21 protein-coding genes and 1 pseudogene are annotated in these 21806 nt (G+C 55.1%); 19 read left to right on the top strand and 3 right to left on the bottom strand.

The window, feature by feature from the left end; translation table 11 throughout:
- The first annotated feature begins 49 nt into the window (after positions 1-49).
- The 6 genes from AB1763_01945 (at position 50) to AB1763_01920 (ending at position 5876) form a co-directional block, all read left to right on the top strand.
- The gene (locus AB1763_01945; GenBank protein MEW5831584.1) at positions 50-1522 is read left to right on the top strand and encodes a hypothetical protein; all 1473 of its coding nucleotides are present in this window, start codon (positions 50-52) and stop codon (positions 1520-1522) included.
- Positions 1519-2142 carry a guanylate kinase gene (gene gmk, locus AB1763_01940; GenBank protein ID MEW5831583.1) on the top strand — a complete coding sequence of 208 codons (624 nt, stop codon included), beginning with the start codon at positions 1519-1521 and terminating at the stop codon, positions 2140-2142. The genes AB1763_01945 and gmk overlap by 4 nt, the downstream gene beginning before the upstream one ends.
- Before the next feature lie 92 nt (positions 2143-2234).
- Positions 2235-2480: a twin-arginine translocase TatA/TatE family subunit gene (locus tag AB1763_01935; GenBank protein ID MEW5831582.1), complete on the top strand. Its 246-nt coding sequence runs from the start codon at positions 2235-2237 to the stop codon at positions 2478-2480.
- Positions 2481-2483: 3 nt separating this feature from the next.
- The gene (argS, locus tag AB1763_01930; GenBank protein ID MEW5831581.1) at positions 2484-4064 is read left to right on the top strand and encodes an arginine--tRNA ligase; all 1581 of its coding nucleotides are present in this window, start codon (positions 2484-2486) and stop codon (positions 4062-4064) included.
- A 121-nt stretch (positions 4065-4185) separates the two neighbouring features.
- Positions 4186-5034, top strand: coding sequence for an N-carbamoylputrescine amidase (gene aguB, locus AB1763_01925; GenBank protein MEW5831580.1), 849 nt, complete (start codon positions 4186-4188; stop codon positions 5032-5034).
- 53 nt (positions 5035-5087) lie between these two features.
- Positions 5088-5876, top strand: a complete 789-nt coding sequence (locus AB1763_01920) for a J domain-containing protein (protein MEW5831579.1) — start codon at positions 5088-5090, stop codon at positions 5874-5876.
- On the opposite strand, the gene AB1763_01915 is transcribed toward AB1763_01920, so the two are convergent.
- From AB1763_01915 to AB1763_01905, 3 genes are all read right to left on the bottom strand, one after another.
- Positions 5859-6764 (bottom strand): DUF234 domain-containing protein, encoded by a 906-nt coding sequence (locus AB1763_01915; protein MEW5831578.1) that lies wholly within the window; start codon positions 6762-6764, stop codon positions 5859-5861. The two genes, AB1763_01920 and AB1763_01915, sit on opposite strands and share 18 nt — an antisense overlap.
- 10 nt (positions 6765-6774) lie before the next feature.
- Positions 6775-8061 carry a DNA polymerase IV gene (locus AB1763_01910; protein ID MEW5831577.1) on the bottom strand — a complete coding sequence of 429 codons (1287 nt, stop codon included), beginning with the start codon at positions 8059-8061 and terminating at the stop codon, positions 6775-6777.
- Positions 8062-8129: 68 nt separating this feature from the next.
- Positions 8130-8462 carry a hypothetical protein gene (locus AB1763_01905; GenBank protein MEW5831576.1) on the bottom strand — a complete coding sequence of 111 codons (333 nt, stop codon included), beginning with the start codon at positions 8460-8462 and terminating at the stop codon, positions 8130-8132.
- Between the two features lie 166 nt (positions 8463-8628).
- Between AB1763_01905 and AB1763_01900 the strand changes: the two are divergent.
- The 13 genes and pseudogenes from AB1763_01900 to AB1763_01840 all read left to right on the top strand — a co-directional run bounded on the left by AB1763_01900 (position 8629) and on the right by AB1763_01840 (position 21806).
- Positions 8629-9525: pseudogene (locus AB1763_01900) on the top strand (aldo/keto reductase).
- On the top strand, positions 9497-9997 hold the full coding sequence (locus AB1763_01895; GenBank protein MEW5831575.1) for a hypothetical protein: 501 nt from the start codon (positions 9497-9499) through the stop codon (positions 9995-9997). Before AB1763_01900 ends, AB1763_01895 begins: the two are co-directional and overlap by 29 nt.
- Before the next feature lie 42 nt (positions 9998-10039).
- Complete coding sequence (locus AB1763_01890) at positions 10040-11272, top strand: hypothetical protein (GenBank protein MEW5831574.1); 1233 nt, start codon at positions 10040-10042, stop codon at positions 11270-11272.
- Between the two features lie 30 nt (positions 11273-11302).
- Entirely contained in the window at positions 11303-12451 is a 1149-nt protein-coding gene (locus AB1763_01885; GenBank protein ID MEW5831573.1) for an aminotransferase class I/II-fold pyridoxal phosphate-dependent enzyme, read from the top strand.
- A gap of 30 nt (positions 12452-12481) precedes the next feature.
- Positions 12482-13327, top strand: coding sequence for a deoxyribonuclease IV (gene nfo / locus AB1763_01880; protein ID MEW5831572.1), 846 nt, complete (start codon positions 12482-12484; stop codon positions 13325-13327).
- A 33-nt stretch (positions 13328-13360) separates the two neighbouring features.
- Positions 13361-15097 carry an ATP-binding protein gene (locus tag AB1763_01875; protein ID MEW5831571.1) on the top strand — a complete coding sequence of 579 codons (1737 nt, stop codon included), beginning with the start codon at positions 13361-13363 and terminating at the stop codon, positions 15095-15097.
- Positions 15098-15188: 91 nt separating this feature from the next.
- On the top strand, positions 15189-16283 hold the full coding sequence (locus AB1763_01870; protein ID MEW5831570.1) for a methyl-accepting chemotaxis protein: 1095 nt from the start codon (positions 15189-15191) through the stop codon (positions 16281-16283).
- 318 nt (positions 16284-16601) lie between these two features.
- Positions 16602-16991 (top strand): NAD(P)H-quinone oxidoreductase subunit 3, encoded by a 390-nt coding sequence (locus tag AB1763_01865; GenBank protein ID MEW5831569.1) that lies wholly within the window; start codon positions 16602-16604, stop codon positions 16989-16991.
- On the top strand, positions 16973-17482 hold the full coding sequence (locus AB1763_01860) for an NADH-quinone oxidoreductase subunit B family protein (protein MEW5831568.1): 510 nt from the start codon (positions 16973-16975) through the stop codon (positions 17480-17482). Before AB1763_01865 ends, AB1763_01860 begins: the two co-directional genes overlap by 19 nt.
- Positions 17482-18288: an NADH-quinone oxidoreductase subunit C gene (locus AB1763_01855; GenBank protein ID MEW5831567.1), complete on the top strand. Its 807-nt coding sequence runs from the start codon at positions 17482-17484 to the stop codon at positions 18286-18288. The genes AB1763_01860 and AB1763_01855 overlap by 1 nt, the downstream gene beginning before the upstream one ends.
- 9 nt (positions 18289-18297) lie before the next feature.
- Complete coding sequence (gene nuoD, locus AB1763_01850; protein MEW5831566.1) at positions 18298-19524, top strand: NADH dehydrogenase (quinone) subunit D; 1227 nt, start codon at positions 18298-18300, stop codon at positions 19522-19524.
- A gap of 11 nt (positions 19525-19535) precedes the next feature.
- Positions 19536-19760 (top strand): NADH-ubiquinone oxidoreductase subunit E family protein, encoded by a 225-nt coding sequence (locus AB1763_01845; protein MEW5831565.1) that lies wholly within the window; start codon positions 19536-19538, stop codon positions 19758-19760.
- 9 nt (positions 19761-19769) lie between these two features.
- Positions 19770-21806: an FAD-dependent oxidoreductase gene (locus AB1763_01840; GenBank protein ID MEW5831564.1), complete on the top strand. Its 2037-nt coding sequence runs from the start codon at positions 19770-19772 to the stop codon at positions 21804-21806.

The following is a 21806-nucleotide window of genomic DNA, read 5'->3' as shown; positions in this document are numbered from 1 at the left end:
ATTTAGCTTTTGGCAGAACAAGAGCAAGTGAAAAGGGGCCGTATCGATCATGACTATTTTGCTTTTTAACGACAACCCGGTAGTCCAGAAACTGGTGTCTCTGAGCGCACAGAAAACGAAAGACGATCTGAGTGTCGCCGCATCCCCCGACGAAGTCTCCGGGACCGAATACGATTTGCTCGTAATCGACGACGCGTTGTACAGTGAAGAGGTTTTTGGGGCGCTTAAAGAACGTATCGCCTATAAAAGCGCCCTCTTTATGGCGACACGCGGCAATATCGTACCGGCCGGATTCGACAACGTGATCAACAAACCCTTTTTGCCGACCGACCTGGTCGAAACGCTGATCCAGATCGACAAAGGCATGGCCGTCGCCGCAAAAGCGGCTCCTTCCGCCCCAGCGCAAGAAGACCCCTATGCGATCGACCTTCAAGAAACCCTGGCTGAAATCGACCATGACGACGAAGGATTTCTGGACCATGATCTTGATGCGGCGGGCGATGACTTTACGCTTGACGATCTGGAAGGGTTTAACGACGACGAAGCACCCAAAACCGCCGTGCTCGACAGCGAAGAAGTCCAGGAAGTCCAGGGGTTGCTCGAAGCGGCCGAAAGTGACGCACTGATCGAAGAGGACGAAATCACGGTCAAGGGGATCGACGATTTCGGCGTACCCGAAAAACCTGAAATCGAAGACGATGCGTTCGATTTCGAAGGGCTCGTCGAAAGTGAAAAAACCGATCTTTCCGAAGCGGAGGAATTTGATCTGGAAGGGTTGCTCGGCGCCGAAAGCGATGAAACGGCGGTCGAAACCAAGAGCGATGTGGCTGTGGAAGAAGCGCCGGTTGCCCCGGAATCGCCGGATGAGGAGCTGATGTTCGAGGATAGCCTTGAGGAGATGGCGGGCGAAGAGGTTCCGGAAAACCTTCTTCCCGCACTGGAGGAGGACGAAGCGTTTGATTTTGGCGAAGATTTTGCGGAGGCGGGGCTTTTGTCCGAAGAGTCCGAAGAGGCGGCCACGCTACCCGATCTGTCCGAAAGCGACGAAATGCTGATGGACGACGATGCGTTCGGGGAACTCGAATTCCAGATTCAAGAAGCGGTGGACGAACTCGAACCTGAAGACCTGGATATGGAGCTCGATGCGGGGGTACTCGAAGAGTTCGATCTGGGCGATGAGGGAACGGGGAGCGGAGGATTCGATGAGTTCGACACCCTCGATGAGCGGGAGCTGAAGCTGGCGATCGGCGAAGAAGTGGAAGAAGAGCCTGAAATCCGCGTCGGGGGAAGCGAGTTCGCATCATTGGGCGCCGAAGCGCTGGCCGAGGCTTCGGGGAATTTGCAGGCGGAAACGCTCGTGCCGAAAGAACCCACGGCAGCAGAGGCGGATACGGAGGGGACCCATGCCGAAGGGGTTGAAGCACTGCAGGCACTGCTCAAGGCACTCTCCAACGAAGAGGTCGCCAAATCGCTCAAAGGGCTTAACATCAGTATCAACATCAATTTCGGGAACGACAAGTGAATCTCGAAAGCGGAGCGATCCTTGTCCTCTCCGGCCCCAGCGGGGCGGGGAAAAGTTCCCTGATCGCCAAAATCATCGATCACATCGGGCCTACCTATTTTTCCATTTCGACGACAACCCGGCCGATGCGCGAGGGAGAGACCGACGGTGTCCACTACCACTTTGTGAGCGAAGAGGAGTTCAAGCGCGACGTCGAGCAGGAGATGTTTCTCGAATACGCGGTGGTCCACGGCAATTACTACGGGACGTCCCTGGGACCGGTGAAGCAGGCATTGAAAGAAGGGAAGCTTGTCATTTTCGATATCGACGTTCAGGGGCATGACGCGGTGCAGAACCGGCTGGCCGATATTACGACGTCGGTCTTTATCACGACCCCGACTCTTGAAGAGCTCAAACGGCGTCTTTACGGCCGCTCTACCGACAGCGACGAGATCATCGCCAAGCGGATCGAGATGGCCAAGCGTGAGGTGCAGCGGATCAGCGAATACGATTTCCTGGTGGTCAACGACGATCTCGATACCGCCGCCGAAGTGCTGGTGTCCATCGCCAAAGCCGCGCGCATGAAGATCCCTACGCTCCGGATCAACGAGTTCGTGCAGAGGTGGGAAGCGCAAGGATAAGAGCGTATAAGTTCGCATAATCTTATAAGGACGGTTACAGCAATGAGCCGTTATACTACAACGCTAAATTTTTGAGAGAAGGAATTCTGCGTATGAGTATGCCAAGCGGAACCGAATTATTACTGATTTTCGGGATTGTCATTTTGTTGTTCGGTGCGAAAAAAATCCCCGATCTGGCCAAAGGAATCGGACAGGGCATCCGTAATTTCAAAAAAGAGATGAAAGAAGAAGAGCCTGCCGCTCCTACCGCTTCCGCCACTCCCGAAGCCCCCAAGCAAGTTGAAACGTCTACGACCGCCAGCGTAGAAGCTCCCAAAGACCAAGTCAAGCAAGCGTAAGCCTTGAAACAGCGAGTCAGTGCGCTGTTGCGCGATAAATTCAATACAGACGTCATCCTCGAAAAGCCGAAAGATCGATCTTTCGGCCATTTCGCCACTCCCATTGCTTTTTCTCTTGCCAAAGAACTGCGCAAATCGCCGATGGCGATCGCCGAAGAGATTGCCGGATCGTTCGGAGACGAATCGATGTTTACGGCGGTTGAATCGGTCAAAGGGTACATTAACTTCCGTCTCTCCGAACATTTTCTCGACGAGTACGCTTCGTGGGCGTTGAGCCACGGCAGCGAATTCGGAAATGCCGACAAAAAAGGGACGATCCTCCTCGAATTCGTCAGCGCGAACCCCACTGGGCCTTTGCACATCGGACATGCCCGCGGTGCCGTGTACGGCGATACCCTGCTGCGTCTTGGGCGCCATCTCGGATACGATATTACCGCCGAGTATTACGTGAACGATGCGGGGAACCAGATCGATCTGCTGGGCGTTTCGCTCCAGCTCGAAGGGCGTGCGACGGTATTGGGCGAAGAGGTCGAATGGCCGGAGAAGTATTACCGCGGCGAGTACATGAGCCTCTTGGCCCACGAAGCGGTAGAGAAATTCGGCCCCGAAGCCCTTCGTGACGAGAGCCGCCAAAAAGAACTCGCGCTCTGGGCGAAAGACAAAATTCTCGAACAGATCGTCGATAGCCTTCGCGCTGTCAACGTCCACTTCGACACGTTTGTCAGCGAAGCATCGCTGTACGGTGAGTGGGATCGCGTTATGGCTAAAATGGGCCACGGGGTTTATCAAAGCGAGGGGAAAACGTTTATCAAATCTTCGGCACTCGGGGATGACCATGACCGTGTCGTTGTCCGTGAAGATGGGCGTCCGACCTATCTGGCAGGGGATATCATTTATCATAACCAGAAGTTTGAACGCGGGTTCGGCCATTACATCAACATCTGGGGTGCCGATCACCACGGCTATATCGCCCGCGTCAAAGCGGCGGTTACGTTCCTCGGATACGACCACGAGAAGCTGGAGGTACAGCTTGCCCAGATGGTCAGTCTGCTCAAAGACGGCGAACCGTTCAAGATGTCCAAGCGGGCCGGGACGGTCATCCTCATGAGCGACGTCGTCGAGGAGATCGGAGCCGATGCGCTTCGTTTCATGTTCGCGAGCAAAAAAAGCGATACGGCGCTTGAATTCGACGTCGAAGAACTCAAGCGCGCCGACAGTTCGAACCCGATCTACTATATCCAGTACGCACATGCCCGTATCCAGACGCTGATTTCCAAAAGCGACAAAAGCATGGAAGAGATCATGGCGACGCACCTGCACGATCTCAGCGCCGATGCGGACGCGTTATTGTTCGAAGCGCTGCTGCTGCCCGAGATCATCGAGGATGCGTTTGAATCGCGTCAGGTTCAGAAACTCCCCGATTACCTCAAAGTGTTGGCCGGTCGTCTGCACAAATTCTATTACGATAACCGGATCATCGGAAGCGACGAGGAAGCGAAGCTTCTCAAGCTGTTCCTGGTGGTCGCCCTGTCGCTGAGATCGGGACTCTCTCTTCTTGGGATCGAAGCCAAAGACCGGATGTAGATCCGTTCGGCTTTCCCCCCTTTTTTTCTCCGTTTCCTTTTTTCTTTTCGATCCCTTCCGTTAGCGTACCGAGAGGTTCGGGTGCTATAATTTCGCTATTAGAGAGCACAGGAGTCTATCAATGGTAAAAGTCGCGGCAATACAGATGCAAATGGGGGCCGACAAGAGCGCCAACGTGGCCAAAGCCGAAAAAATGGTCCGTACAGCCGCCGCAAACGGCGCGCAGATCATTTTATTGCCCGAGCTGTTTGAAGGGTATTATTTCTGCAAGGACATGGATCCAAAATACTTCGAATGGGCCCGGCCGCGAGAAGGGCATCCGATGATCGCGCGTTTCAGCGCCCTCGCCAAAGAGCTGGGAGTTGTCCTCCCCATCAGTTACTTCGAGCAAGACGGTGAGCATTATTTTAACTCGCTGGTCATGATCGACGCCGACGGCACGGTGATGGAAAATTACCGCAAAACCCATATCCCCGACGGTCCGGGTTACGAGGAGAAGTTTTATTTCGAGCCCGGCGATACGGGGTTCAAGGTATGGAATACCCGTTACGGCAACGTCGGGGTCGGGATCTGCTGGGATCAATGGTTTCCCGAAACGGCCCGGAGCCTCACGCTGATGGGGGCGGACGTGATTTTTTATCCCACCGCGATCGGCAGCGAGCCCGAAATCGGGGTCGATTCGGCATCGCACTGGCAGCGGGTGCAGATGGGACACTCCGCCGCCAACATCGTCCCCGTCATCGCCGCCAACCGGATCGGCGTCGAAGCGGGGGAGAGCTGCACGCTGACGTTTTACGGCTCCTCGTTCATCACCGATCACACGGGGGAAAAAGTCGCCGAAGCTTCGCGCGATAAAGAGGAGATTCTCTATGGTGAGTTCGATCCCGCGGCGATCCGGGAACACCGTCATTACTGGGGATTGATCCGCGACCGCCGCCCCGAGTGCTACGGAGAGATTGTCAAACGTTAAAGTGGAACTCCTTTTGCTTTAGTAAACCAAATACTACTGCAACGGGGGTTTCCGTGAGAGTCGTTTTACGCAATAACGCCATCTTCGTCCAGGGGGGAGCCAACACCCTGGAACAACCGTGGATGGAAGAATTCTTCGAACACCACATACACAATACGTTGTTTCTGGATAACGGGGTGTTAGTGCTCAACAACGAGAGTTCGCTCGGAAAAAAAGAGGAGTTTCTCGAAACCCTCAGCGACGAGTTTACCCGGATCAACGATCTTTCCAGCCCGTTTTACCGCCGTTCGCTCAAGCGGTGCAAAACCGCGGCGGTACGGATCGAACTGCCTTATCGCGAAGAAGAGAAAGTCGAAATCGAACTCTATGCGTTCAGTTCGAGCCGCGTCCGCTTTACCCTCACCGCACCCAACGGATGGATCATGCGCTATCTCAAGCAGCAGCTCTCCAGCCTCGTCATTAACGCTACCTCAACCCAGATCGACATCGATGTGGGTACGGCGGCGGCAAAAGCACGTCTCGAAAAAACGCTTAACCGCCGAGAGGTGCTCCACTATGCGATTCACTACCGTTACGACGACGAATTCATGAGCCGGCTTTACAGCCAGTACAAGGGGTGGGGATTCAGCAGCGAAAGCATCGATAAGATGATCCGCTACCATGCGATTTTCGAGCTCCCCGTCGGGGCGAAACCCGCCGATCTCAAAAAACAGTACCGCAAACTCGCGCGCCGCTACCATCCCGACCGGGTACAGACGCAAAGTCCCGAAGTGATCAACAAATACACCCAGAAATTTCAGCTTCTTCAGGAAGCCTACGACGCTTTACGGGCGGCGAGTTAACGCCATCAGCTCTTCGGCGTCGAACAGATACAGACGCGGGGAGATCAGATGGGTCAGTTCGTTCGAAAAGCCCCGCTTGGCAAACAGAAAGATTTTATCGGGATCAAGCGAGAGGCGGGCGCATTTCTCTTCCAGATGGCGCAGCTCTTTTTTATTCACTTTGTGATTCGTCCATTTGCATTCGCCGATCCACGTCTCCCCTTCGTACGTCTCGCAAAACAGGTCGATTTCCACTTCACGGTCCCAGTAGCTTCCCGAATCGAGCAGTTCCGCATCAAACCGCCCGGCCAGTACTTCGCGGATATAGAGCCCGCAGAGTTCTTCGAACGTAAACCCCGTAAAAGCGTTGGCATGGAGATGGAAATAGTCCCAAAAAGGGGCATACTCTCCGCGGCGTATCGTTTCTGAAAACGGCTCGACGAAAGCAAACCAGAAACGGATGAACGGCGTTGCGAAGCGGAGTTTGTGGCTGATTTTGTGGCGTTCGATCTCTTTTTTGAATTTTTGTTTGGGATGTTGGCGAACGGGGGGGATTTCACGGGAGCGCTCGAGGGTCAGGTAACCGCTACGGCGGAGGTATTCGAATGCCTCGCTTCCTCTTTCTTTGCCGATTCGGGCGCGGCGGTAAGCGGAGAGATGGCGGCGGTCGCCTACGGCGATGGCGCGCAGCAAACGGACGTACAGCCCTTCTTCCCCCAGCGGTTCCATCAGTTTTTCGCGATGGGTTTCAAAGGGGTCGAGAACGTGGCGTTCGAGCAGCGTTTCGACGCTTTGGTCGGTATCGATGGCTTCATCAAGTCCTCCGAAAAGGGCAAAAAGCGAAATGCACTCTTCCATGTCGGAGGGAAGATTGCGGTGAAAAAAATCGCAAAAGAGTTTTTTATCCATGTAGAGAGGATTATAGCGAATTCTCTTTGGAACAGAATTCGTTTCCCCACCGGAGCATGTCGAGGCCGTATTTATTTCGGATCGATACGGCGGCGGTATCGAGGGAACGCTCGTGGACGTCCGATTCGTAATCGAGCAGGGAAAAGACCCGATGGGTCTGGGAGCTGAAATGCGATGCCGAAAGCCCCAGATGGTTCACCGCCCCCAGGGGATGGAGGTCGGCTTTCGCAAAAAGGGACAACGCCAGAGCTCGGAAACGCCGTTCGCTGAAGAGGCGCGGTTCGGTGAGGCTTTGGTGCGTTCTGGGGTAGTGGAGGTAATGGATCGAGAGGGTATAGGTTGTCGGATAGACTTCGAGTTTCTGTACCGCGTAGGCGAGATGACGGGCGAGGATCGAAACGCGGCGGCGAAGTTCGTCCCGATCATCTACCGGATCGAAGGTGCGGGAAATGCCGATCGATTTGCGGGGTGCGCGCAGACTCAGCTCCCCCGTATCGTTTCCGCTGATCCGGTCGTACAGTGCCGATGCGTACGGTCCCCAGGAACGTACGAGCGACTCCGCCCGCAGCAGATCACCGAGGGTTTCGAGACGGTATTCGCGGCATCGGCGCTGGATGCTTTTCCCGAGCCCCGGAAATTTTTCGACCGGTACGGAACGGGTAAAGGGGCCGATCTGGTCGGGAAAGAGAGTCTTGCACCCGAAAGGTTTGGCTTCGTCGGTAGCGAGTTTCGCAAGGTATTTGGAGTGGGCGGCTCCGATCGAGACGGGCAGCCGGAGATGTTTTTTGATCGCATGGCGGAGTGCATCGGTGAATTCGGGGACATCCTCGTCCGCTACCCAGCCCTCCAGGTCGCCGTAAAATTCGTCGATGCTTGCTTGTTCCACCAGCGGGATTCGTTCTTGCAAAAAGTCACGAAGGGCACGCGAAAGGCGGTGATAAAGACGCATGTTGGGGGCTTTGACGATCAGCGAGGGGCATCGGCCGAGCGCTTCGCGCAGGCTCATTCCGGTTTTGACGCCGAAGGCGCGCGCTTCGTAGCTGGCGGTGGTGACGATACCGCGGATGCGCCCGTCTGGATCGATGTACTGTTGGAGGTCGTCTCCCTGGTAGCGATGAAAAAATGCGCCGACAAAGGCGCCGCCGTTGTCGATCAGCAGTTCCTGGTTCGAATTCTCACCCGAGAAGATATACGGGTCTCCGCGCCCCCCGATCGCGACCGGCTGAGCGTTTAACGCAGCGTCGAGGGTCCGTTCGGCAGAGACAAAGAAGCAGTCCAGATCGATATGTATTCTCATACCGGAAAGTGTAATTCAAAAACGGGGAGAAAGGGAAAAATATGGCAGAATGCACCTTGTGCACCCTGTTACATCGAGACGAGGGCCCCTTCGATCTTTTTGAGGATTTCGCCGACTTTGAGGCGGTACTTCTCCAGTTCGTTCTGATAGGTGCTGGAGAGCGGCGCCCCCGATGCAAGGTCTTCGACGATGCCGATCATCGACTGTAAAAAATCGCGGTGGGCCGCGCATTCATGGCAGACGGTCGTATTTTCGCACATCCCCTCGTTCATAATCACATAGGCATCCTGCGTCGCTTCGCTCAGTTGGACGTAATACTCTTCCCCTCCTGGGTTCCCCGAGCGAAGCAGATCGGAAATGTCGCCGAATCGCGAGTATGCTTCACGGATAATGTCGTTCATGGTGATCCTCCATTGAAAACGTTTCTGTTCTATTATAACTAAAAATTAATTGATCGGGTAGGCGCGGCATCAAGTAGGATACAATTGCAGGATACAAAGGGAGTCCGGAGGGGACGCTCCGAAATGCAGGGCGAAAGGAGTCACATGGAATACCGCTATATCGGCCGAAGCGGGGGTGAATTTTTTCGATACCGCCGAACTGTATCCCGTTCCGCCGAGCGAAAAACTCGCCGGGCGTACCGAGGAGATCGTGGGACGGTGGCTGAAAACCAAGCCCAGAGAAAGTGTCATTCTCGCAAGCAAGGTAGCGGGAGCCGCATCGGGATGGTTCGTCCCCCCGATCCGCCACGGCCTTACCGCCTGCGACCGCTTCCACATCGAACGGGCCGTCGAGGGATCGCTCAAGCGGCTGGGGACCGACTACATCGACCTTTACCAGATGCACTGGCCCGATACGGTGGTTCCGATCGAAGAGACGATGCGGGCGTTTGATGCTCTCGTGCAAAGCGGAAAGGTACGCTACGTCGGAACCTCCAACGATACCGCGCGCGGGACGATGAAATCGCTGATGGTTTCCAGATACGAAAAACTCGCCCGGTTCGAATCGATCCAGAACAATTTTTCCCTCCTCAACCGTCGCGACCTGACCGAGATCGCCGCGCTGTGCCGGGAGGAGAAAATTTCGCTGCTCCCCTATTCGCCGCTGGGAGGAGGGGTGCTCAGCGGAAAGTACAACCAAAATCCGGGCACCGCAGGGCGGTTCAGCGACTATGTCAAATCCCCCAACAAGCGCCAGCGGCTGATGGCCGCGCGGTTTTTGAACGACAAAACGCTCGCGTCGACCCAGGAGTACCTCCGCATCGCCGCCGAAGCGGGGATTCACCCCGTCACGATGGCGATCGCGTGGAGCAAGCAGTTCGATTTCGTCGCCTCCACGATCATCGGGGCCACGTCGGCGGCACAGATGGACGCTTCCCTCGCCGCGATGGAGGTGACGCTCGGCAGCGATATACTTCAAAAACTGGATGAGGTGCATGCGAAAATTCTCTATCCTATGGGCTAGTCTTACCGTCGTGATGATCGGCGGCTGTGCCACGAAACAACACTACACCCGCAGCGAACCGAAAATGATTACCCTCAAAACCCCAAAACTCAAATTCGCCGACACCGGATACCTCCGAAGCGACGGGGAGCGCGTCGAACTCGAACTTTTTGCCGCCGGGGTCGCGGTCGAAAAGATCCGCATCGACGGTGAGGTGTGCGTCAGTGCGGGGTGCATGAGCGAAGAGCGATTCGTCAAGGAGTATCTCTACCCCGATTACCCGGCCGATACGATGAAACGCGTTCTCCTCGGCCACGATATTTTCGGCGGGAAAGGGAAAGAGGAGATGTGCGACGGAAGACTTTTCCAGTTTGTCCGCGACGATGAAATGGATATTATCTACCGACGGGGGAAAGGGGAGATCTATTTTAAAGACCGCCTTAACGGCATTATTGTCCGGATCAACGATCTTGACGAAAATCAATCACGCTAGAGGCCTAATCGGTTACAATCGGCACTAAAAAAGGGTTTTGCGATGAACGTTTCCCCCGATTTTTCCCTCCCTCTGCGGGTCGTTGCCCCCTATTTTCTCGCCGGTACGTTCTTTTACGCCCTCTCGATGGGGTATCTGTGGTTTATCGATCCTGCCGTTTCGGCGGGTGATATGCGGGTTTTGGGATGGGTGCACGCGTACATGGTCGGATTCGTGATGAGCGTGATTGCGGGGGCCATGGGACAGCTCTCCGTCGTTGTCGGGGAGGTGCATCACCGCTACCCGGTCCTGTTCGTGTGGATCGCCCCCATGCTCGGAGTCGGGAGCGTGCTCCTGGCTGCGGGATTTATCCGCGATCCCGCCTGGCTTTTGGCGGGAGGCGTCTTGATCGTCGCCGCATTGGCCCTTTTCGCGTTCGACCTGTTCGTGACCGTTCGGCGCAGCCGCCGTCGAACCGCGGTGACCCGGTCGATGCAGTGGAGCACGTTTTTCCTGGGAATCGGGCTGGCGGTCGGAATCGCGATGGCGGGAGGATATGCCGGAGCGTGGGTGATCGATCCCTTGCGATGGCTCTACGCGCATCTGATGAGCGTGTTGGGGGGATACGTTCTGCTCAACGTGATGGGGGTCAGCACGGTACTGCTCCCGATGTTCGGGGCGTGCGAACGGTTCTCCGACAACGATCATGCCCTCAGCTTTTATGCGATGATCGCGGCGGTTTTGACGATGATGCTCGCCGCGCTGCTGCAAATCGGATGGCTTGAAGGGGTATCGCTGGGGGCGGCGCTGTTTTCGGTATTGTATTACCTTCGGGTCGTTTACCGTATTTTCACCTCCAAAAAACGCCGTTACGCCGACATCTGGGAACGTTCGACAGCCGTCGCGTTCATGGCCCTCGTCGCGGCGCTGGCCCTGGCGTTGTATGCGTACGTCGAGGGAAACGGGCGGTACTGGCTGATCGTTTATTGGCTGCTGATGGCGGGATTTATCGGTTTTTTGATTACGGGCCACCTTTACAAGATCGTGCCGTTTCTGGTGTGGTTCGAGCGTTTTGCCCCCCGCATCGACGACGAAGAGGTGCCGATGATCCATCAGCTCCTGCCGGCGCGGTGGGCCGACGCGCAATGGGGGAGCGCTCTTGCGGGGGTGGCGGCGATCGCGGTTTCGTTATGGTCGCAGAGCGTCTGGCTGTGGCAGACGGGGGCGGTTTTGCTGTTTGTGTCGGGGGTGCTCCTCGTCGCCATAATCGTGAAGGTGTTGCGGTATCGGGTATAATTGCGCTCTTTCTATGAACGAGGAGCAAGCATGAAACTCAGCCGTCGCAGCGGGACGATCGAACAGTCCCATATCCGGTCGATGACCGGGGCCTGCAACGCCGCGGGCGGGATCAATATGGCGCAGGGGGTATGCGATCTGCCCGTTCCTTCCGAAGTGATCGAAGGGGCGAAGAGGGCAATGGACGAGGGGATCAACATTTACACCCCGACCGAAGGACTGTCCCGTCTTCGCGAAGCGATTGCGGCGAAGATGAAACGGTTTTACGGTGTCAACGTCTCTCCCTCCGAGGTACTGGTCAGCGACGGGGCGACGGGGGCATTTTACACGGCGTGCCTCTCCCTTCTCGAACCGGGGGACGAGGTGATACTGTTCGAACCCTACTACGGCTACCACCGCGCCACACTCACCTCGATCGAGGCGGTCCCGATCTTCGTGCGGCTTGAAGCCCCCGAATGGGAACTCGACATGGAGGCCCTCGAAGCGGCGGTGACCCCCAAAACACGCGGGATGGTGATCTGCAACCCCGCCAACCCAAGCGGCAAGGTCTATACCCGCAAAGAACTCGAAGCGATCGGTGCGTTTGCCGAGAAACACGATCTGATCGTCTTCAGCGACGAGATGTATGAACATTTTCTTTACGACGGTGCCGTTCATGTCCCCGCTCTCTCGGTCCCCAACCTCGCGAAGCGTTGCGTTACGATGTCGGGGTTTTCCAAAGTTTTCAGCGTTACCGGATGGCGGCTGGGATATGCGATTGCACCGCTTCATGTCATCGAGGCGATGGCGCAGTTCAACGACCTGATCTACGTCTGCGCCCCCGCGCCGCTGCAGATCGGCGCTGCGGTCGGGCTGGAGAAGCTCGGGGATGAGTATTACGCCGAACTCTCCCGCGTCCATCAGCACAAACGCGACCTCTTCTGTGCCGCACTGCGCGATGCCGGTCTCTCCCCAAGCCTCCCGATGGGGGCGTACTACATCATGACCGATGTGAGCGGCGTGGCGGGAAATGACGATTTTGAAAAAGCGATGGCCATTCTGGAGGCCACGGGGGTCGCCTCCGTCCCCGGACGGGCGTTCTACCATGACGATGCGGGGAAAAACATGGTCCGCTTTTGCTATTCTAAACCGCTCGAGGTACTCCAAGAGGCCGCCGAGAGAATACGCAAACTGCGCTAAAATGTCATTATCAACTATCAGGAATTCAATATGGCCAAATATGTAGGTGCCCACGTCTCCGCCAGCGGCGGCGTGTTCAATGCCCCCCTCAACGCGATGGCGATCGGGGCAAAGGCGTTCGCCCTCTTTACCAAAAACCAGAAACAGTGGACGGCAAAGCCTCTCGACGACGAGACGATCGCCCTGTTTAAAGAGAACCTTGCCCAAAGCGGTATTTTGCCCAAGCACGTTCTTCCGCACGATTCGTACCTGATCAACCTCGGGCACCCCGAAGAGGATAAGCGGCAAAAATCGCTGGAAGCGTTTATCGACGAAACGCGCCGCTGCATGCAGCTGGGACTCGATCGGCTCAACTTCCATCCCGGAAGCCACCTCAAGCAGATCAGCGAAGAGGAGTGCATCGACCGGATCGCCGCGTCGATGAACGAGACGCTCGATGTGACCGAGGGGGTGAGCCTCGTGATCGAAAATACCGCGGGCCAGGGGAGCAACCTGGGATGGAAATTTGAACACCTTGCCGCCATCATCGAGCGGATCGGGGACAAATCGCGCGTTGGGGTCTGCATCGATACGTGCCACATGTTCACCGCCGGCTACGACATCCGCACTCCCGAAGCGTACGAAGCGACATGGAACGAGTTTGAGCGGATCGTCGGTTTCCAATACCTGATGGGAATGCACATCAACGACTCCAAACCCGATCTGGGGAGCCGCGTCGACCGTCACGATTCGATCGGCAAAGGGAAACTGGGAATCGAACCGTTTCGCTACATCATGAACGATCCGCGCATGGACGACATTCCGCTTGTTCTGGAGACGATCGACGAGACGATCTGGGCCGAAGAGATCCGGCTGCTCTACGGGCTGCAGGGATAGACGATTTACACAGACCACCATACAAGGACACTTTTGAAATATTTGATCGATTTTCTGGAAAATCCCGTCATTGAACAGAGCCATATTTTCCAGCATCTCAAATGCTCGGCCGACGAAGCCAAAATCCTGCGGCTTCTGACCCGTAAATTTTTGCAGGGGCAAGAGGACGTCGTCGTCGCCGAACTCCTCCAGGAGATATACGGGGCGCAGGACTATTCGTTTCTTTCACGTTTCGGGGAAGTCAAGACGCTGATGGAACTCGGATGGCTCACCCACCATTCGTTCACGCCGATCAAAATCAGCGAACTTTCGCAGCTGGAGCTTTATAATACCCCTGTTGCCCTCACACCGGTCTTCATGAAACTGATTGAAGAAGGCTCTTTGGAGATGACCCTTCCCGATATCAAGCCCTATGCCGATCATCTCGAATACCTGCAAGACCAGTTTTTCCGTATCGAGCTGTACCAGAAGATGAGCATCATCCGCCACAACGGCAACGAGCACTCCCTGGGGATCCACCGGATCCAGAAAAAGCTCGAGCTCCTCGAAAAACGGATCGAGGAGCGGATCGCGCAGACTTCGCACGATGTCGTACTGGACCGTTTTTTCAAGACCAAAAAACTCGAGCCCAAAGAGCAGGTGATTTTCCTCGCGTTACTCAAAGAAGAATACAGCGCGACGGAGGGGAACCTGCGGGAAATGAACACACTGATCGACCTGATCAGTTTCGACGACTACGAACGGATCAAAAACCGCGCCCTTCTCGAAGACGGCGCGCGGCTCATCAATGAGGATGTGATCGATTACGAAGAGATGCTCAACCCCTTTGGCGGGATCTCCAGGGCTTTTTACATCGTCGATGAGGTGCTTCAGTCGATCATGCATCCCCAGAAAAAGAAAAAAGTGCGAAAGCTCAAGCTCGACATGCTGATCAAAGAACAGGACATTTTCGAGCTGATCGAGCCTTCGACGTCGCTGGAGAACGTCGTTTTGAACCCGACGACCGAACAGACGCTTCAGAACCTGATGCGCCAGCTCGACCGGGAAGTGGTATCGCGCCTGCACGAGTGGGGGATCAAAGACAAAAAGGCGGGGATCGACGCGCGGATCATATTTTACGGCCCTCCGGGAACGGGGAAAACGCTGACGGCCCATTCGCTCGCCAAATCGCTCAAACGGCAGGTGCTCAGTTTCGACTGCTCCAAAATCCTGTCGATGTACGTCGGGGAATCGGAGAAAAACGTCCGCAAGATCTTTGATACCTATGCCGATCTGACGCGCCAGACGAAAACCGAACCGATTTTGCTGCTCAACGAGGCTGACCAGTTCCTCTCGTCACGCTCGTCAGGGGTGGGATCGTCGGCCGACCAGATGCACAACCAGATGCAGAACATCTTCCTTGAGCAGATCGAAAAATTCCAGGGGATACTGATTGCGACGACGAATCTCCTCGAGAATATCGACCAGGCGTTTTCACGCCGTTTCAACTACAAGATCGAGTTCAAGAAGCCCGACCAGAAACAGCGGCTGTCGCTGTGGAAGATGATGCTTCCCAAAAATGCCCCGTACGAAGAAGGGTTCGACGTTGAAGCGCTCATCTCCTATCCGCTGACGGGCGGACAGATCAATCTGATTGTCAAAAATACCGCCTACCACGTTGCCGCGCGTAAAGAGGGGGTGTTCCGCCTTGATGACTTCGTCGCCGAAATCAAAAAAGAGCGTTCGGGAAGTTTCGAGGGAGAAAAATCGATGGGCTTCATCAACCGCTGATTGTTTTCCAGGCAATCGTGCAACGAATCTGCAACACAAACGTAGTATAATGCATCGACAATGATGCTATACCGTGCGTGAAGGAGATGTTATGGGTTGGTTCGGCGATGACAGGGCACTGAAAAACGAGCTTTACGATCTGAAAAAAGCGTATGAGGCGATGCAGGAAGAGAACCGCCGCCTCCAGGAACGCGTCTTCGAATGCGAAGCGCTTATGGCCGAGCAACCGGCATCGCATCAATGCGAAAACGCCACGGCGCTGATGACCTATCAAAACGAACAGCTCAAGCGCAACCTCCTCGATATTCAGGGGAATATGGCCGCGTCGGTCGCTTCGTCGCGCGAAAACATCGCCCAGTCCACCTCGCTGCTTGAAAACATCATCGATCTCGGCGACAAGGCATCGGGAATTTCGACCACGCTCGAAGGGCTCAATGCTCTGGCCCTCGACTCGATGGGGACGGTTCAGGCCCTTTCCGAACGGGCCCAGGACGTTGCGAGTATCCTGGGGCTGATCAAGGACATTTCCGACCAGACAAACCTGCTGGCCCTCAATGCGGCGATCGAAGCGGCCCGTGCCGGCGAACACGGGCGCGGCTTTGCCGTCGTTGCCGACGAAGTGCGCAAGCTTGCCGACCGTACCGACAAAGCGATCAGTGAAATCCACATTTCGCTTCAGTCGATGAAACAGGACGTTACGACGATCGGGGAAAAATTCGAAAATATCCAGGAAAATATCTCCGAATCCAACGAATCGATCGCGACGTTTACCACCAATATGCATACCAACGCGCAGATGATGCGCGAGACCTTCGGCAGCACCGAACACACCGCGGAGCGGGTTTTCATGAGCCTTGCAAAACTCGACCACGTTTTGTGGAAAGTCAACACCTACCTCTCCGCCGTAACACGGAAAGAGCAGTTTACGTTTGTCGACCACCACAACTGCCGTCTGGGCAAATGGTACGAGCAGGGCGAAGGGGCGCAGTTCTTTAAACAGACCCCAAGCTACGGGGCGCTTGAAACTCCCCATTCAATCGTCCACAATACGACGCACAAAATTTTCGACCTGCTGCACGGCGAGAGTATCGGTTCGGATGTGATGGTACGTGCGTTCGAAGAGATGGAACATGCGAGTGACGGTGTATTTACGACCCTTGACCGCATGCTTCAGGAAAAACAGTAAGCCCTATTTGATTCGTATGGTAGCACTCCCCATCGTTTTCGACCGAGAGGGGGAGAACGGTTTCCTCGCGGATTGTAGCAATTCGATACTTTAAAACCGTTTTTCTCCCAATGTGTTACAATATTTAACATATTTTCTTCTTTACCTTCTTTTATCTGTTCCCTATCGTTACAGTCCGCAGAAAATGTGGAGATGATAAGGGTTCGTTTAATCCTCTTTTTGTTATAGTGCAACAACTGTTTTTATAGAAACCGTACTTCCGAGCCCTTTTTCATGGGGTTTTCGGGGTATGCCATCAACCACTAAGAGGTCGGAATCATGGAGCATTACAACGTCGCAAATCCTTATTTCGGGGTATTTGTACTGTTTGTGTTGACGTTCGGGGCGTTTTACGCCACGACGGTAATCGCACGCTTAGCCAGCCGCGCATTGGCGGCCAAAGATACGGAAAAGCTGAAGCTGACGGTATACGAATGCGGACCGGAGGTAACCAAGCAGCCTAACCGTATTTCGACGCAGTTTTACCTGTTCGCGCTGCTGTTTTTGCTGTTTGACGTGGAAATCGTATTCATGTTTCCATGGGCAATCGATTTTAAATTACTCGGCTGGTTCGGTTTCGCCGAGATGATGATGTTCATCTTGTTGCTGGCGATCGGATTTGTTTACGCGTGGAAGAAGGGGGCGCTCGAATGGCACAACATCAAGTAAATTATCTCAAAGACGGCGGCTTGCCCGTCGCACTGACGACGATCGACAAAGTGGTCAACTGGGGGCGTTCGAATTCGCTGTGGGCGCTGACGTACGGTTTGGCATGCTGCGGTATCGAAATGATGGCTTCGGGTGCGTCGCGCTACGACTTCGACCGTTTCGGTACGATTTTCCGTGCCTCACCGCGTCAGGCGGAACTGATGATCGTTGCGGGGACGCTGACCAAAAAACACGCCGAGTTTATCCGCCGTCTGTATGACCAGATGACCGAACCCAAATGGGTCATCTCGATGGGATCGTGCGCCAACACCGGCGGTATGTTCAACACCTATGCGACCGTGCAGGGTGTTGACCGCGTCATCCCGGTCGATCTTTACCTCCCCGGCTGTGCCCCGCGTCCTGAAACCCTTCAGTACGCCGTGATGCTGCTTCAGCAGAAAATCCGTCGCGAAAGCGCGAATAAATCACAAAAACCAAAAAGGTTGATGTAATGAGAGCCTATACGCCCAAAGACAACGTACAGAAAAAACCTTACTATACCGACCGTTACTGGGTTGCCCCGCAGGTTGCCAAAAGCGATGTGAACGAAGATGCGGTTTTTGCCGAAGACCTTGCCGCGATCAAAGCGTCATTCGAGGTTCTCGATGCCTATATCCAGGTGGGGCAGATGGTGGTCGTCATCAACGCCGCCGACAACTACGGCGTCCTCGAACTCCTCAAAAACGAGCGCGAATACTGCCAGCTCAGCGAGCTGAGCGCCATCGACTGGCTTGCGCAGGAAGGGAAATTCGAAGTGTTCTACCAGATGCTCTCCATGAGCAAGCGCAAGCGCGTCCGCGTCAAATGCAAAATTGCCGAAAAAGAGTCGATCCGAAGCGTCGAGAAGCTCTTCCGTTCCGCTGACTGGAGTGAGCGCGAAATGTACGACATGTTCGGAATCGTCATCAACAACCACCCGTATATGAAACGGATCCTGATGCCGGATGACTGGGAAGGGTATCCGCTGCGCAAAACCTATCCGCTCCAGGGGGATGAATTCGCGCAATGGTATGAAGTCGACAAAATCTTCGGAAAAGAAGCGCGTGACATCATCGGGCCCGAAAACCGTGACAGCGCACGGGTAGACCGTTACGATACCGAGCGTTTCGCCCGTCTGGGACACGAAGTACCGCGCGGTGCCGATATCAGCCAGGGCGAGCCGGATACACCGGTCCAGTACCAGGAAGAAGGCGGCGCCTTTATGATTGATAAATTCGACGCACAAAAAACCGTTACGATCACCGATCGCGACCGTTAAGGATCAAGCATGCAACAACCCAACAGACTCAGACCTTTTTTCGAAAACATCACGTTCGACCGTGACGACAACGAACTGATCCTCAACTTCGGTCCGCAGCACCCCTCTGCCCACGGGCAGCTGCGTTTGATGCTCCACCTTCAGCAAGAGCAGATCACCAAAGCCCATCCGGACATCGGGTACCTTCACCGCGGGATGGAGAAGATGGCGGAAAACATGATCTACAACGAGTTCATGCCGACCACCGACCGGATGGACTACATCGCATCGAGCTCGAACAACTACGGCTTCGCCCTCGCCGTCGAGCGCCTCATCGGCCTCGAAGTGCCGCGCCGGGCGAAAGTAATCCGGATGATGCTGCTGGAGACGAACCGTCTGATGTCGCACCTGTTCTGGCTGGCGACGACGGCCCTCGATATCGGGGCGATGACGGTTTTCCTTTTCGCTTTCCGCGAGCGCGAATACCTGATGGATTTGATCGAAGACTACTGCGGCGCCCGTCTGACCCATGCCGCGGTCCGCATCGGGGGAGTACCGCTCGATCTGCCGGACAACTTCATCGACGATCTGAGAAAGTTCCTCGACAAGCTCCCCGAAAACATCAAAGATTACGAAGACCTCCTCGACTCCAACCGTATCTGGAAAATGCGGATGGAAAACGTCGGGGTGATCTCCAAAGAGATGGCGCTGAGCTGGGGCTGTTCGGGGATTATGCTCCGCGCCTCCGGCGTCGAGTGGGATATCCGTAAAGAGGAACCGTATGAACTCTACGACGAAGTGGAGTTCAACGTTCCGGTCTCGGACAAAGGGGACAACTATGCCCGTTACAAACTCTACATGGCGGAGATGCGCGAATCGGCGAAAATCCTGTATCAGGTAATCGATATGTACGAAGGGACCGGCCCGGAGCTGATGGCGCACGCTCCGCAGTACATTTCGGCTCCGAAAATCGACATCATGACGCAGAACTATTCGCTGATGCAGCATTTCGTCCTTGTAACGCAGGGGATGCGCCCTCCGGTCGGCGAGGTATATGTCGCGACCGAGTCTCCCAAAGGGGAACTGGGGTATTACATCAACTCACAGGGAGACGCGTATCCGTACCGTCTCAAACTCCGTGCGCCGTCGTTCTGGCACACGGGGATCCTGACCGATCTTTTGCCGGGCCATTACATTCCGGACGTTGTATCCATCATCGGGACGACCAACATCGTCTTCGGTGAAGTAGACCGTTAAGAGGAGAAAAGATGAAACGTTACGATTTGCGTCATCTCAAAGATGATTTTTACGGTCGGATGGGAGAGATCCTTAAAAACGAGGCGAAAGCCGGAGAAGTGGTGATCTTTTTGTTTGAAATCGGCGATTTTTCACCGGTTCAAAAATCGGCTGACCTGGTCAAAGAACTCGGGTTCGAACTGATGAACTCGCTCAAGTTCAACGAAGCCGACTGGACCATCGTGGTCAAAAAATAAGGAACCGTCGTGAGCAAAGTCTATTTCTCCACGTGGCGGGGTGAGCAGGTCAACAACATCGGAAAATCCGATGAAGAGTGGCAAAATTCTGCCTATAACCTACCGCTTGAATACAACGAACACGCCTCTTCCAAAGCGTTTATCGGATGGGACGGCGTCGCGCTGTTCAGCCCGGACGTCGACGTCGTTCGTCTGGCTACGGAATACGCCGCCCAGTACCAGGTCTATTCCGAAGCGTGCGGACGGTGCGCACCGGGACGCTGGGGCGGGCGGATTCTCTACGACCTGCTCGATAAAATCGCGCGGGGCGAAGGTTCGGTAGCCGACATGGAACACCTCAAGGAAGTTTCCCGTACGATGCAGGAAACCTCCAAATGTGAAATCGGCAAAACGGTTCCCAATCCGCTGCTGGATTTGATGAATCATTTCGAATCGGAATTCATGGCGTGCATCGAAGGACAAAAACCTTCCAAACACTACCACATGGACGATACGAATTATATCGCCAAGATCACGGCCCCCTGTATGGATGCCTGTCCGGCGCACGTCGATATCCCTGCGTACATCGAAGGGGTACGGGACTTGCGGTTTGACGACTCGCTGATGGCGACGCGCCAGACGATGCCTCTGGCCCATACCTGCGGACGGGTCTGTCCCCATCCCTGCGAAACCGAATGTCGCCGCGCGAATCTCGACGAACCGATCTCGATCATGGAGCTCAAACGTCTGGGTGCCGACTACGAAACCGATCACGGTTTCGGATTTTTCCACCCTGCGCAGAAGAAGTCCTCAATCGGCAAAAAAGTGGCGGTGATCGGTGCAGGGCCTGCGGGTCTGACCGGAGCGTATTACCTCGCGCTGGAGGGGATCGACGTCGACGTGTACGAGGAACTCCCGGTTCTCGGCGGCGAAGTCGCGGTCGGGGTTCCCGAATACCGGATGCCGATCGACAAATACAATCAGGACATCGAAGCGGTTCGCGATTTGGGGGTGAATTTTATCACCAATACGAAAGTCACCGCCGACATGATGCGTCAGTTCGAACAGGACTATGACGCCATCCTGGTCGCGACGGGAACACGGATTTCGAAAAAAGTCTATTGTGACAACGAACGTCCAGAAATTCAGGGATACTGGGGAGCGATCGATTTTCTCGATAAAATCAACCTCCAGGTCAAATACGACATCATGGTCGACGAAGCAGACCAGAAGCGGCACATGCTTCCGACAAACTGGGTCGATCTGACCGGCAAAACGGTTGCGTGCGTCGGAGGGGGGTTCACCTCGATGGACGTCGTACGCTGTTCGATCCGCGCCGGTGCGAAAAAAGTGATTATGCTCTATCGCCGCGACGAAGCGACAATCATCAAAAACACGACCTACGAAGAGTACCACGAAGCGGTCGAAGAGGGGGTCGAATTTATTTTCCACTCTGCGGTTGCGAAAATGAACGATGAAAACGACGTCCTCAAATCGCTGACGGTGGACCGTTTCGAACTGGTTCCCGATCCGAACGGCGGACGTCCTACGCTGGAGAAAATCGAAGGAGCGTCGTTCGACATCGACGTGGACTATCTGATTCCGGCCGTTTCCCAGAGCGCCGATCTCAAACTCCTTCCCGAAGAGTGGGAGATCGAGCGCACCTCATGGGCGACGATCAAAACGAACGGCAAGGATTACATGACGTCGCGCAAAGGGATTTTTGCGGCAGGTGACTGCGAATACGGCCCGATGACGATCGTCAACGCCGTAGGACAGGCCAAGCGTGCGGCTTCGGTGATTTCGCGCTATGTGCAGACCGGCGAAATCACTCTCACCGACGAGGAGATTATGGAAGACCACCTCCGTAAACTCAAGGTCTACAACAAGAAAGAGAAGATCAAAGGATGGCTTCCGGGATTGCCTAGAGCCCACAGCGAAGTCCTCACGGTCGACGAACGCAAAGACAACAACCGTGAGGTCAAATACGGCTTTACGCAGGAAGAAGCACTTTCCGAAGCGGAGCGCTGCATGCGCTGTTATTACATTGCGATGGTCGCGCACTAA

Source organism: Campylobacterota bacterium (genome assembly GCA_040752835.1).
Taxonomy (GTDB): domain Bacteria; phylum Campylobacterota; class Campylobacteria; order Campylobacterales; family Sulfurimonadaceae; genus Sulfuricurvum.
This window is presented reverse-complemented; position numbering and strand designations above follow the sequence as displayed.